This window comes from Paenibacillus sp. FSL R5-0701 (assembly GCF_037973995.1).
GTDB lineage: Bacteria > Bacillota > Bacilli > Paenibacillales > Paenibacillaceae > Paenibacillus.
This window is the reverse complement of sequence record NZ_CP150230.1, coordinates 72,948-85,617: the sequence shown is the minus strand read 5'-3', so window position 1 is coordinate 85,617 and position 12,670 is coordinate 72,948. Positions and strand designations below refer to the sequence as shown.

The following is a 12,670-nucleotide window of genomic DNA, read 5'->3' as shown; positions in this document are numbered from 1 at the left end:
TAGCCAGTTCGTATGCACGCTCACCCAGCTTTTTAATGTTTAACATTTCTAGCAGGAACCTTTCTTGGCCATAAACTATAACTAAAGCTTATCAGAAAATCGATTCCGAGTATTATTCCCCACACTCTGATCAGATTATCGAAGGCAGCTGTACGTTCAGCATCTCCGATCCACCATATCATGGCGAATAGAAAAGCACTTCCTATAGCCCAAGCCAATAGATGTCTAAACCATCCACTACGCTCACGACTCGCATGTTCTCTACCATATAACTTGTTTCTGCGAGGATTCTCTCCACCCTTGAACCAATATAGGAAATATCGATCCGCCCAAGCGATCATCTGGTGACCATAAGCAATGCTTGCTCCTATATACACCGCAGCTATGCCATGAATCATACTTGCTGTAGCTCCTCGCTGTAGATCCATAACTGTAGCTACCAGCAATAACAGATCAATAACCGGCGTCGCCATTAACAAACCGATACCTAACCGCTTCATACCAAGGAGATACCTTACACTCAGACCCGTGAACACAAACACCCAAAAGGCAATCTCACAACCTATAATGAAATAACCAATCATTTCAGCCTCTCCTTTTTTTGATACAAATGTATTAAATATAATTTAGCACGTGTGTACTATAATAATCAACAGTGATATACTATGCCTATGCCTAAAATTGTTGATCACGATAAACAGCGTATGCTCGTAGCCGAGGCAGCATGGCGTATTATACGGAGAGATGGCATGGAACAAGCCTCTGTTCGGAATATCGCTGAAGAAGCTGGAGTTTCGGTCGGTTCGATGCGTCACTACTTTTCTACTCAATCGGAATTACTACTATATGCTATGAATTTGGTATCTGAACGGGTGTCTCATCGAGTCCAACAAATGTCCTTCACCGGCTCTCCCATGGACAATATGAAATGCTTATTGCTCGAGTTCTTACCAAACACGGAAGAAAAACTGGCCGAAATGGAGGTGTGGTACGCTTTTACAGCCAGATCGAAAACCGATCCTGCACTCAAGGGACTTGCTAATACCGTATATGATGAACTTAGAAAAGCTGTAGGTTCTGTTATCACCTACTTGATTAAACTCGATCTCTCCAAACCTGATCTGGACAAAGAACTGGAGATCGAGAGATTGTATGCACTGGTGGATGGCTTGGGTATCCATACCGTGCTTAGACCAGATCAGATGAATGGCAGGCTCATGGACGATGTTCTCACCTTACATCTTGCTTCCTTGTGTCGTTAAACCAAAAAAAACCGCAGCACATTCGTTGTGACTAAGGCCCGTTACGATAACAGGAGTTAGTTCTGAATGTCTGGCGGTTTTTCTTTTTATCCGATAATGATCCGGCCTTCCGGATGACGATACAGTTTCTTCTCTTTGCGCGGACGAAGGGCATACGCGATGGTTAATGGCCCAATCCGACCTACAAACATGGTAAAGGTAATAATGATTTTGCCCCAATTGGTCAACTCATCAGTCACTCCTACAGAAAGACCCACGGTACCGATTGCGGATGCAGCTTCAAACATCAGTGAAAGGAATGGCGCATCCTCTGTCGTAAGCAGAAGCATCACCACGATCATGAATATGATCAGAGAAACCATAATAATGGTCAGCGCCCTCATTAGTAGTTCTTTCGGAACACGCTGGCGGAAAAACACAATATCCTTATTTCCCCGAATCATGGCATACACTGCACCAATCATGATCAGGAATGTAGTCGTCTTGATCCCACCCCCTGTCGATCCCGGGGAAGCCCCGATAAACATCAGCAGAATGAAGAAAAATTGGGTAGCCTGCCTCATCTCCGTGATATCGATTGTACTTGTTCCCGACGAACGTGTAGAGACAGACTGGAAGAAGGACGCATAGATCTTCTCGCTCCAGGTGAGTGAAGCCAGTGTATGTCCATTGGTGAATTCGAAAACAAACAACACAATCGCTCCTATACCAATCAGTCCTCCAGATACAGACAGCACCAGTTTCGACTGAAGAGACAGACGGCGGCGTTTGCGATACTCAAATAGATCATTCAATACTACAAATCCAAGTCCACCAGAGATAACGAGCACAGAAGCAGTCACATTGAATAGCCAGTCTCCGGTGTAGTATTGGAAGCTGTTGCCGAACAGATCAAATCCGCCATTATTAAACAGGGAAACGGAATGGAATATTCCATAGTATATAGCCTGACCAAATGACATCTCCGTTGCCCAGCGCAGCGCCAGTATGACGGCAGCCACCCCTTCAATGGTAAAGGAGAAAATCAAAACTTTGCGGATAATGCGTACTATCCCTTCCATACTGTCTGCATTAATGGCTTCTTTGAGCAACAGCCTGTCCTTGAGCGAGATTCGTTTGCCCAACACTAGCGCAAAGAGAGTAGCCATAGTCATGAAGCCGAGTCCACCAAGCTGCATTAATACCATAATGACGATCTGACCAAACAAATTAAAGGTCGTCCCTACATCCACAACGACAAGTCCAGTCACACAAGCGGCAGAGGTTGATGTAAAGAGCGCATCAATAAACGCCAAATGCATACCGCTTTGGTTGGAGATTGGCAACATGAGAAGCACCGTTCCCATCGCAATGATAAGCAGAAAACCACCGACCAGAATTAACGGAGGAGATAAGAATTTGGCAAAGTGAAGCCTGAACTTCATGAAGGGCACCTCTTTTAACAAAATACGAACAGGTTAATCTAACAAATTCAAGACGCGGTGTTACCCTAATGGTGTGCTGAGAGCAAGGGCCATCTGACAAACTTTATTTTTAGCGTCTATGTAAACCTAAAGAGGAACTTGCCCCAGCATGATACTGAACGGCAGGTTCCTCTTCTATTATGAACGTATTCTACGTTCCTTATTTAATCTTGCGTACGAGGACGCATGTGTGGGAAGAGCAGTACGTCACGAATCGACGGGGAGTTAGTAAGCAGCATGATCAGACGATCAACTCCGATTCCCAATCCGCCTGTTGGTGGCATACCATATTCGAGCGCACGGATGAAGTCGTCATCCATCTCATGAGCTTCGTCGTTCCCATGTTCTTTCTCCAGCATCTGTGCTTCAAAGCGCTGACGCTGATCGATTGGATCATTCAGCTCTGTGAAGGCATTGGCATGCTCGCGTCCAACGATGAACAATTCGAAGCGATCCGTGAAGCGTGGATCTACATCATTTTTCTTCGCCAGTGGTGAGATTTCAAGAGGATGTCCCATGATGAACGTCGGTTGAATCAACGTTTCTTCTACAAACTCTTCAAAGAACGCGTTCAGGATATGACCAAATGTCATATGTTTCTCAACCGGAACCTTATGTTCCTTCGCCAAGTTATGTGCTTCCTCATCCGTCATGTGTACGGAGAAGTCTACACCCACAACTTCCTTAACTGCATCCACCATCGTAACACGGCGCCACTGCGGCGTAAGATCCACTTCATAATCTCCATACTGGATCACTTGCGTACCCAGTACTTCCTGTGCAATATGAGCAACCAAATTCTCCGTCAATTGCATAATATCCTTGTAGTCGGCATATGCCTCATACAATTCAATCATTGTGAACTCCGGATTGTGACGTGTGGACATACCTTCATTCCGATATACACGACCGATCTCATATACCTTCTCCAGTCCGCCAACAATCAGACGTTTCAGGTGAAGTTCAATTGCAATCCGCATGTACAGTTCCATATCCAGCGCGTTGTGATGTGTGATGAACGGACGTGCTGCCGCTCCTCCTGCGATGGTATGCAACGTAGGTGTTTCCACTTCCAGATATCCAAGGGAATCCAGATAACGACGCATCGATTGAATGATTTTGGAACGTGCGATAAAGGTCTGTTGTACGTCCGGGCTCATAATCAGGTCAACATAACGCTGGCGGTAACGCAGCTCTACGTCGGTGAGACCATGGAATTTATCCGGAAGCGGATAGAGCGATTTGGACAGCACTTCAAGATCTTTAACTTTGACAGAAGTTTCACCTGTTTTGGTCTTAAAGATCACACCCGTTACCCCAACGATATCGCCAAGGTCCAGCAGGCTAAATGCCGCATACTTGTCTTCAGGCACGCTATCCTGACGAACATAGATCTGGATTCTGCCGCTCAGGTCCTGAATATGTGCGAAGCTTGCTTTACCCATTCCCCGCTTCGCCATAATCCGTCCGGCAATACTGACTTCGATGTGCTTCTCTTCCAGCTCTTCCTTGGTCAGTTCTTCATACTTCTTCAGAATGGAGCCGGCTTCTTCGGTACGTACGTATTTTTGGCCAAAAGGGTCGATTCCCAATTTGCGGAGCTCGTCCAATTTGTCACGGCGAATTTGTAAAAGCTCGCTAAGTTCGGTTTCCTGATTCAAGACTTCATCCGTCATGATCTGTATTCATCTCCTTATTTACATTGCAGGCATCCCGTGAGGACACTCTTCCTCAAATGTTGAAAAAGCTTCCCAAGGGAAGCTTTTGTTTACCGTGCCCAACTGCTTCGTTACTATAGCTTTTTAATATCTACAATTTTATATTGAATTACGCCAGCAGGCACACTTACATCAACCACTGTACCATTTTTCTTGCCCAGGATCGCTTTACCAACAGGGCTTTCGTTTGAGATCTTGTTCTGAAGCGGGTTAGATTCAGCAGAACCTACAATTGTATATTCTGTGATATCACCAAATTCCAAATCTTCCACAGTAACTGTTGCACCTACACTAACGACATCGGTGTCAATCTCATCACTGTTAATAATGCGTGCGTTCCGAAGCATTTTCTCCAAAGTAATAATACGACCTTCAATGAAAGCCTGTTCGTTCTTGGCATCTTCGTATTCAGAGTTCTCACTGATATCTCCATACCCGATGGCTACCTTAATCCGTTCAGCCACTTCGCGGCGCTTCACTGATTTCAATGTTTCCAGTTCTTCTTCCAGCTTCTTAAGTCCCTCTGGTGTAAGGATAACTTCCTTGTCGCTCATCTCAACCGATTCTCCTGTCATGGGAATAATTTGGATTGTACGGCAACGGAATCAGTGCTACTTACATAGCTCCGCCCGCATACATCTTCAAAACTATATGAAGTTCTCCAGAGAAATAGAATATTCCTCCTGATGACTAGCCTTTAATTAACGCACATGGCGAATTTATACTGTGAAAGTATAGGGGAACGATCTCGAAAAGTCAATGTTACGTCCTCTATAGCTGTAAACGTTTTACAGTCTTAATTACGATGCACTTCCGGCAATTACCGGTTCTGACTCCAAATTGCCTTCGCTTTTCAGCTGACTCACAAAGTTCTCCAGAATCTGTACCATCTCATCACGCTTGGTACCTTCCATAATAACGTCCTTGATGCGAGCAGATCCTTTCAAGCCTTTCAAATACCAAGCCAAGTGTTTGCGCATCTCGCGTACAGCAACCGTCTCATTCTTCAATGCGATCAGGCGATCCATATGCAGGATGGCAACACGGATCTTCTCTTCGCCATTCGGGTCAGGAAGCAATTCACCCGTGCTTAAGTATTGAATGGTACGATACAGCATCCAGGGGTTACCCAGGGCGGCACGGCCGATCATAACTCCGTCACAACCCGTTTCATCCAGCATACGGCGTGCATCCTCTGGTGTATGGACATCACCATTGCCGATCACCGGAATAGAGACAGCCTCTTTTACATCTTTGATGTGTGACCAGTCCGCTGTGCCTGTATAGAGTTGCTCACGCGTACGTCCATGTACACTTACCGCCTGTCCACCAGCACGTTCAACCGCGAGCGCATTCTCCACCGCGAAGATATGCTCGTTATCCCAGCCGATGCGCATCTTGACCGTCACCGGCTTCTCAACTGCGTCCACGACAGCCGATACCATCTCATAGATTTTTTTTGGATCAAGCAACCAACGTGCGCCTGCATCACATTTCGTTACCTTTGGCACAGGGCATCCCATGTTAATGTCGATGATGTCTGCATTGGTTTCTTGGTCCACGATTTTGGCTGCTTCTACGAGGGAATCACGATCTCCCCCAAAAATTTGAAGGCTCAGCGGTTTCTCACGCTCATCTACAAACAACATCTCACGTGTACGCTGGTTGCCATGGACAATGGCTTTGCCACTCACCATCTCCGCGCATACGAGGCCTGTTCCGAATTCTTTTGCGATCAAACGAAAAGCCGGATTACATACGCCAGCCATCGGCGCAAGTACGACCTGGTTTTTCATTTCAATGCCACCAATGTTAAGCACGGTAGTCGTTCCACTCCTTTTTTAATTCTGTATATATCACGATATTAAGTTCGATCAGTGTCTTGGTTGTTGTAACATGAGGAACCGAAACGGTCCTAGTTGCCCCGCAACTCCTCGATACTGATTGCCAGCACACCAGCAATTCGATCGAGCTCTTGCTGTGATACCTTACGGTTTCCCCGTTCAATGGTTCCCAGAATGGCCAGCGAGATGCCGGTCTCGGCCGCAAGTTCATGTTGTGTTAAACCTTTCAGCTTCCGGAATGCCCGGATTCGATTGGCCAATTGCATGTTTTCCAAAGCTGAATTCCATCCTTTCCATCCAGTACAGACAACGATGAGTGTACAAAGGTATACAAACCTGAAATCTCGCCTTCCGGCACGATATCCGACAGTGGCACCAGTACAAAAGCGCGTTCTCCCATACGGGGATGAGGCAATTGAAGTAATTCGATATCTCGCGTCTCACCTTGCATCCAGAGCAGATCCAGATCAACGGTGCGCGGTCCCCAGCGAATATCACGAACACGTCCAAGCCGGTTCTCGATATCCAGTAATTCCGTGAGCAATTGCTCTGGTGTCAGCATCACCTGTACGGCGACTGCCATATTCAGAAACGCAGGCTGATCTACATATCCTACAGGCTCCGTCTCATATAGTGCAGAACAACGCAGAACGGATATATGAGGGTGTTCATCCAGCAAAGACAATGCTTCAAACAGCGTCTGTTCCCGGTCACCCAAATTGGCCCCTAAAGCAATATAAGCCTCTGAGAATTCAGAGGTCGAATGTGCAATCATGATCGGTTCTCACTTTCTTGTGCGGCGAAGCTCTACCGTTACGCCCTCAAAATGAATATCGAATGGCGGATGTGGCTTCGTCACCTTGACTGTCAATGCATTGATAATAGTATAAGTGTCTAGTAAAGAAGATGCAATATGTTCGCCCAAAGCTTCAATTAACTGGAATGATTTATTCTCTACAATCTGTTTTACCAGCTCATGGATCTCCGCATAATTAATCGTTTTGGTCAGATCATCGTTACGTCCAGCCTCACCCAGGTCCATATCAATCTCCAGATCAATATAATACCGCTGCCCAAGCTTCCGTTCTTCTGCAAAAACGCCATGATATCCGTAATACTCCATACGATGCAATACCATTCTATCCATACGTCCGCCTGCCCTCTATATATATTGAAATTTTAATCTATTTGAAGTCATCCCTTAGCTTCGCCTTTGAAAAACGCTTCGCTTTCACTGGACGGGTCACTCGGATCCCCCAGCATTATTTCCTCCGTAGACCCGGAGAAGCATACAACATGGCATCACACATGTCTGCCGTCCGCCGAATCGGCTTCACATCATGAACCCGAACCATCTGGCAGCCCTGGGCAATGCCAAATGCAACGGTGGCAGCCGTTCCTTCCAGCGCATCATCCGCCCCGACATTCAGGGTGTTCTGGATGAATCTTTTGCGTGAGGTGGCTAGCAGAACGGGATACCCCATTTCATTGAGCAAACCGAGCGATGACATGAGCTTCAGATTTTCTCCGAGATCCTTCACAAAACCAATGCCCGGGTCCAGGATAATTTGCTCTGCTTTCACGCCGGCTGTTAATGCAATCTGTATGCTCTCCTGCAAATCACTGACGACATCACTCAGATAATCGGTATAGTTTCGCTTCTGCCGATTATGCATCAGAATGATGGGACACCCCAGCTCTGCTGCCGTGCGGGCCATATTTGGATCTGCCTTGGCACCCCACACATCATTAATAATATGAGCACCTGCCAGAATAGCCTGACGTGCAACATCGGCTTTATACGTGTCTACCGATATCGGAATGTGTGGGGCTTGCTGATGCAATGCTTCAATAACCGGAATAATCCGGCTAAGCTCTTCATCGGCGCTCACGACATCTGAACCTGGCCGGGTAGACTCCCCGCCGATATCAATCAGGTCCGCTCCATCCTCCATCATCTGCTTGGCATGGGCAACCGCCCGCTCCACGTTGGTATAACTTCCACCATCTGAAAATGAGTCAGGCGTGACGTTAAGAATGCCCATAATCTGTGTTCTTGTACCCAGCTTTAATTCAGCTGGCCCCCATGCATATTTCCGTTCATAGATGACAGGTGTAAGTGTCATGAAGTATACCCCGCTTCCTGCCGGTACATACCCAGAAGGACTGCTGTAACCGGGCCAATATGTCCGTTGCTAATTATCGTTTCGGCTCCGTCCTGATCCCGCAGAGTTGTCACCGGAACCAGTTCAGCCACCGAGCCTGTTAGAAATATTTCATCTGCTTGCAGGAGATCCTCCCAGGCATCTAACGTTTCTATACAGGGGATTCCTTGCTGCGAGGCAATTTCCAGTACCAAAGCTCTCGTGATACCCGGCAGAATGCCGGTTGAAAGTGCTGGCGTGTAGAGCACATTTTCCCGTACCCAAAACACATTGCTGACGATCCCTTCCGCTATATGACCATCCCGGGTTAATTGTAACCCTTCCGCACCCTGCACATGCTTCCCGTACCCATTAAGCTCCCGTTTTGCCAGAATGCTGTTCATGTAATGCAGCGACTTGAACCGAACTTCCCCTTCGGGCGTGTTGCGAGGTGTAGACAACCGTTGAAGCATTTTGCCGCACTCATATAAAGAAGGAGATGGTTCAGGTAATGCTTTTGCCAGTACGATATGATTTGGCTTCGAATAATCACCAGAAGGTAGGCCTAGCGGTGCTTCACCGGCTGATACCGTATAACGTACATACGCATCCCGAAGTCCGTTCGCATCTATCAAACGTTGAATCCAATCTGTCACCTCTGCCGCGGTCGTTGTAAAAGGAATGCCCAGTTCCTTACACCCCGAGGCCATGCGCTCCAGATGCCGTTCCAAAAGATATGGGACACCTCGATACGTCCGGAACGTCTCAAACAGTCCCAGTCCGTACAAAAAGCCGTGATCCGTTACAGGAACCACGGCCGCCGCCATATTGACCAACTCTCCATTTATCGCGGCATATTGCATGTTATACCTTCACTTGTTGGGACAAAAAGTTACGAAGCATCTGATGACCATGGTCTGTAATAATGGACTCCGGGTGGAACTGAACACCTTCAATCGCATATTCTTTGTGGCGCAGACCCATAATTTCACCTTCAGCTGTCTCCGCTGTAATCTCCAGGCAGTCAGGCAAGCTGCTGCGCTCGACAATCAGGGAGTGATAACGGGTAGCTGTAAATGGGGATGGCAATCCGGCAAATACCGATGTTCCATTGTGGTGCATATCGGATGTTTTGCCGTGCATCATGCGCTCCGCACGAATGACATTGCCACCAAACGCTTGTCCAATGGACTGATGCCCCAGACAAACACCAAAGATCGGAATGCTTCCCTTGAAATGATCAATGACTGCCAAGCTAATGCCTGCTTCATTCGGTGTACACGGGCCCGGAGAGATCAGAATATGATCAGGTGCCAGTGCCTCTATGCCTGCCAGATCAATCTCATCGTTGCGGCGAACTTCCACCGTCTCACCCAGTTCACCCAGATATTGAACCAGGTTGTACGTGAAGGAATCGTAATTATCGATAACCAGTATCATATGCCTGCTCCTCCTCATCTTCCGTCAATGCAAGTGACGGTTGCTTCGTTTTATTTTAGTTTAACAGCTTCCGCCTCTTCGCTGTAATTCACAGCTCTCATCATGGCTCTTGCCTTGTTGCGGCATTCCTTGTATTCCCGATATGGATCGGAATCAATAACAATCCCTGCCCCGGCCTGTACATAACCAATACCGCCCTTAATGGCAAGTGTACGAATGACGATGTTCAATTCCATATTCCCACTGTAATCCATCCACCCGATGGAACCCGTATAAGGCCCACGCCGTACAGGCTCAAGTTCCTCGATAATCTCCATGGTGCGGACTTTCGGCGCTCCGGTAATCGTTCCACCCGGGAATGTCGCAGCGATCACATCAAATACGGATAACCCTTCTGCCAGCCTGCCTTCCACCTGGGAAACGAGATGCATGACATGGGAATACTTCTCGATGGTCATCAATTCAGGTACATGAACCGAACCATAGGCCGCAATCCGTCCGATATCATTACGTTCCAGATCAACGAGCATAATATGCTCCGCCCGTTCTTTCTCACTGCTGAGCAGTTCATCCGCCATAGCCTTATCTTCTGCTTCATCCCGGCCCCTTCTTCGGGTCCCTGCAATGGGACGTGCACTGACTTTGCCATTCTCCACTTTGACCAGAAGCTCGGGAGATCCGCTTACCAGTTGGAAGTCTGGACTACGCAGCATACCCATATACGGCGATGGATTCACAAGGCGCAGCCATTCATAAATATGCTCAGCGCTCGAATGAAGCCGCTTCTCCTGTCTCAAGGACAGATTCACCTGGAACACGTCACCCTGCCTGATATATTCCTGCACCGTGCGTACAGCCTGTTCAAAGTCCTCCTGGGGAAAGGAGGTCTCCCATCCTTTCGATTCCCTTTCCGCATCTTCAGGCTGCGGGGTACGATTGACCCGCTTGTTGCGACGTTCCATTGCCTGCTGCTGTTCCTCGGCCTGTGCAAATCCCATAATGTGAAGCCAACGTTGCTGCATCGCTGTCGCTCGTGCTTCTGCCGCTGAATATAGACTACGGATATCAGTTTCGTTCCGGTTAGGCTCTATAGCCAGATGAACCATGCAGAAAAGCGCCTGCTGCTCATGGTCATAAGCCCATATTTCTTCAAAACGCATCCACCAATAATCCGGTAGGGACGGATTATCTTCAGCCAAATCTGGGAGCTTCTCCAATGATCTTGCTACATCGTAGCTGAGATAACCTGCGTATCCACCCCCAAAGTCCGGAGCCCCATTAACCTTGGGTGCGTTATACGGGGCAGTCCATCTCTTCAATACATCAAGCGGCTTGCCGCTGTCCGTCGAGGTGGTTCCTTGCGTCACATCATGAATAACCGCTTCTTGACCTTTACCGGAAATAACGGATACGGGGTCTAACCCCAGAAATGTATATCTCCCGCCTTTGCCATTCTCCAGCACAATTGCGTATGGTGACGCCTGCTCCCAGGCTGCCTCCCACGATAACGGTAAACCGCCATGATACGGCCCCTCATCCGACTTGGTGATATAAGGCATCATGGTCCAGCCTTGTTCAGCCCACTCCATCCAGTCGGCGTATGTTGTCATCAGGTGTGTCATTGCGGTGTGCCGCCCTCCATCTGTCGCTAGTTCTATTGTCTGATAGTATACTAAAGCGTCGCGCCTTTTAAAAGCATTACGCCAAAAATCCTCCATACCCGTCATACGGGCAAGGAGGATTGGTTTTGTCATTTGTAGACTTAGCCTTCGAAGTTGTAAAGAGGTGTGCTGAGGTAACGTTCGCCGTTACTTGGCACGATTACCACAACGCGCTTGCCTTCACCCAACTGTTTCGCAACCTGAAGACCTGCACGGATCGCCGCACCGGAAGAAATACCGGACAGGATGCCCTCTTCCTTCGCTACCTGACGAGCCGTCTCGAATGCATCATCATTCTCAATGTGAATGATCTCATCATAGATTTCCTGATCCAGAATCTCAGGGATAAAGTTGGCACCAATCCCCTGGATCTTATGTGGTCCTGGTTTGCCGCCCGCCAAAATTGGCGAAGCTGCTGGCTCAACTGCAACAATTTTAATACCAGCAAAAGCTTCTTTCAACACTTCGCCTGTACCTGTAATTGTTCCACCTGTACCGATTCCCGCAACAAAAGCATCCAACGTACCGCCTACAGATTGAATTGCTTCAACAATCTCAGGGCCAGTCGTTTCACGGTGGATCTTCACGTTGGCTTTATTTTTAAATTGCTCAGCCATGAAATAGGAAGGGTTTTCTTTCAGCAGTTCTTCGGCTTTCTTAACAGCACCATTCATACCCTCGGCTCCAGGTGTAAGCACAAGCTCGGCACCATACGCACGAAGCAAGTTGCGACGCTCCAAGCTCATCGTCTCAGGCATTACAATAACGGACTTGTAGCCTTTGGCTGCAGCCACCATCGCGAGTCCAATTCCCGTGTTACCACTTGTTGCTTCGATAATGGTATCACCTGGTTTTAGCTTGCCTTCTTTTTCCGCTTCTTCCACAATGCTAATTGCGATACGATCTTTCACGCTTGAACCTGGATTCTGGTACTCCAGCTTCACGAATACTTCAGCACTGCCTTCAGGTACGATACGGTTCAGACGAACAAGCGGAGTACCTCCGATGAGTTCTGTTACGTTATTAACTACTTTAGCCATATGAATGCCCTCCTTAGTGGATGAATAAAACTTGAGTCCTGTTAACCTATACTGTGCGGCCGATAGCCTCTAGCTGTTATAGAAGAACTGCGGAAATC

General features: G+C 47.7%; 14 protein-coding genes. 1 reads left to right on the top strand and 13 read right to left on the bottom strand.

Features of this window, described 5'->3' with window-relative positions; translation table 11 throughout:
• Positions 1 to 32 precede the first annotated feature (32 nt).
• A complete protein-coding gene (locus MKZ13_RS00405) occupies positions 33 to 584 on the bottom strand; it encodes a hypothetical protein (protein ID WP_221825791.1) in 552 nt (183 codons plus the stop codon).
• Positions 585 to 671: 87 nt separating this feature from the next.
• On the opposite strand from MKZ13_RS00405, the gene MKZ13_RS00400 reads away from it, so the two are divergent.
• Complete coding sequence (locus MKZ13_RS00400) at positions 672 to 1,262, top strand: TetR/AcrR family transcriptional regulator (protein WP_221825794.1); 591 nt, start codon at positions 672 to 674, stop codon at positions 1,260 to 1,262.
• An 86-nt stretch (positions 1,263 to 1,348) separates the two neighbouring features.
• Here MKZ13_RS00400 and MKZ13_RS00395 read toward each other — a convergent pair whose 3' ends face one another.
• The 12 genes from MKZ13_RS00395 to cysK all read right to left on the bottom strand — a co-directional run bounded on the left by MKZ13_RS00395 (position 1,349) and on the right by cysK (position 12,572).
• Positions 1,349 to 2,686: a TrkH family potassium uptake protein gene (locus MKZ13_RS00395; RefSeq protein WP_237178589.1), complete on the bottom strand. Its 1,338-nt coding sequence runs from the start codon at positions 2,684 to 2,686 to the stop codon at positions 1,349 to 1,351.
• Positions 2,687 to 2,889: 203 nt separating this feature from the next.
• Entirely contained in the window at positions 2,890 to 4,401 is a 1,512-nt protein-coding gene (gene lysS, locus MKZ13_RS00390) for a lysine--tRNA ligase (protein ID WP_047844500.1), read from the bottom strand.
• Positions 4,402 to 4,517: 116 nt separating this feature from the next.
• Positions 4,518 to 4,997 (bottom strand): transcription elongation factor GreA, encoded by a 480-nt coding sequence (greA, locus tag MKZ13_RS00385; RefSeq protein ID WP_076216743.1) that lies wholly within the window; start codon positions 4,995 to 4,997, stop codon positions 4,518 to 4,520.
• Between the two features lie 246 nt (positions 4,998 to 5,243).
• Positions 5,244 to 6,263 (bottom strand): tRNA dihydrouridine synthase DusB, encoded by a 1,020-nt coding sequence (gene dusB / locus MKZ13_RS00380; protein WP_076216744.1) that lies wholly within the window; start codon positions 6,261 to 6,263, stop codon positions 5,244 to 5,246.
• A 95-nt stretch (positions 6,264 to 6,358) separates the two neighbouring features.
• Entirely contained in the window at positions 6,359 to 6,562 is a 204-nt protein-coding gene (locus MKZ13_RS00375; RefSeq protein WP_047844502.1) for a helix-turn-helix transcriptional regulator, read from the bottom strand.
• Positions 6,514 to 7,062: a 2-amino-4-hydroxy-6-hydroxymethyldihydropteridine diphosphokinase gene (folK, locus tag MKZ13_RS00370; RefSeq protein ID WP_339181029.1), complete on the bottom strand. Its 549-nt coding sequence runs from the start codon at positions 7,060 to 7,062 to the stop codon at positions 6,514 to 6,516. Before folK ends, MKZ13_RS00375 begins: the two co-directional genes overlap by 49 nt.
• A 9-nt stretch (positions 7,063 to 7,071) precedes the next feature.
• Positions 7,072 to 7,434 (bottom strand): dihydroneopterin aldolase, encoded by a 363-nt coding sequence (gene folB / locus MKZ13_RS00365; RefSeq protein ID WP_036606103.1) that lies wholly within the window; start codon positions 7,432 to 7,434, stop codon positions 7,072 to 7,074.
• 115 nt (positions 7,435 to 7,549) lie between these two features.
• Complete coding sequence (folP, locus tag MKZ13_RS00360) at positions 7,550 to 8,413, bottom strand: dihydropteroate synthase (RefSeq protein ID WP_221825802.1); 864 nt, start codon at positions 8,411 to 8,413, stop codon at positions 7,550 to 7,552.
• Positions 8,410 to 9,294 carry an aminotransferase class IV gene (locus MKZ13_RS00355; protein WP_339181027.1) on the bottom strand — a complete coding sequence of 295 codons (885 nt, stop codon included), beginning with the start codon at positions 9,292 to 9,294 and terminating at the stop codon, positions 8,410 to 8,412. Before MKZ13_RS00355 ends, folP begins: the two co-directional genes overlap by 4 nt.
• Position 9,295: 1 nt before the next feature.
• Entirely contained in the window at positions 9,296 to 9,871 is a 576-nt protein-coding gene (pabA, locus tag MKZ13_RS00350; RefSeq protein ID WP_339181024.1) for an aminodeoxychorismate/anthranilate synthase component II, read from the bottom strand.
• A 50-nt stretch (positions 9,872 to 9,921) separates the two neighbouring features.
• On the bottom strand, positions 9,922 to 11,493 hold the full coding sequence (locus MKZ13_RS00345) for an anthranilate synthase component I family protein (RefSeq protein ID WP_339181021.1): 1,572 nt from the start codon (positions 11,491 to 11,493) through the stop codon (positions 9,922 to 9,924).
• A 140-nt stretch (positions 11,494 to 11,633) separates the two neighbouring features.
• Positions 11,634 to 12,572: a cysteine synthase A gene (cysK, locus tag MKZ13_RS00340; protein WP_036668448.1), complete on the bottom strand. Its 939-nt coding sequence runs from the start codon at positions 12,570 to 12,572 to the stop codon at positions 11,634 to 11,636.
• Positions 12,573 to 12,670: the final 98 nt, after the last annotated feature.

Excerpts from the sequence above, each read along its gene's own strand:
- MKZ13_RS00405 (WP_221825791.1), bottom strand. The coding sequence starts at position 584 with ATGATTGGTTATTTCATTATAGGTTGTGAGATTGCCTTTTGGGTGTTT.
- greA (WP_076216743.1), bottom strand. The coding sequence starts at position 4,997 with ATGAGCGACAAGGAAGTTATCCTTACACCAGAGGGACTTAAGAAGCTG.
- MKZ13_RS00355 (WP_339181027.1), bottom strand. The coding sequence starts at position 9,294 with ATGCAATATGCCGCGATAAATGGAGAGTTGGTCAATATGGCGGCGGCC.
- lysS (WP_047844500.1), bottom strand. The coding sequence starts at position 4,401 with ATGACGGATGAAGTCTTGAATCAGGAAACCGAACTTAGCGAGCTTTTA.
- MKZ13_RS00345 (WP_339181021.1), bottom strand. The coding sequence starts at position 11,493 with ATGACACACCTGATGACAACATACGCCGACTGGATGGAGTGGGCTGAA.
- folB (WP_036606103.1), bottom strand. The coding sequence starts at position 7,434 with ATGGATAGAATGGTATTGCATCGTATGGAGTATTACGGATATCATGGC.
- folK (WP_339181029.1), bottom strand. The coding sequence starts at position 7,062 with ATGATTGCACATTCGACCTCTGAATTCTCAGAGGCTTATATTGCTTTA.
- folP (WP_221825802.1), bottom strand. The coding sequence starts at position 8,413 with ATGACACTTACACCTGTCATCTATGAACGGAAATATGCATGGGGGCCA.
- pabA (WP_339181024.1), bottom strand. The coding sequence starts at position 9,871 with ATGATACTGGTTATCGATAATTACGATTCCTTCACGTACAACCTGGTT.
- MKZ13_RS00395 (WP_237178589.1), bottom strand. The coding sequence starts at position 2,686 with ATGAAGTTCAGGCTTCACTTTGCCAAATTCTTATCTCCTCCGTTAATT.
- cysK (WP_036668448.1), bottom strand. The coding sequence starts at position 12,572 with ATGGCTAAAGTAGTTAATAACGTAACAGAACTCATCGGAGGTACTCCG.
- MKZ13_RS00400 (WP_221825794.1), top strand. The coding sequence starts at position 672 with ATGCCTAAAATTGTTGATCACGATAAACAGCGTATGCTCGTAGCCGAG.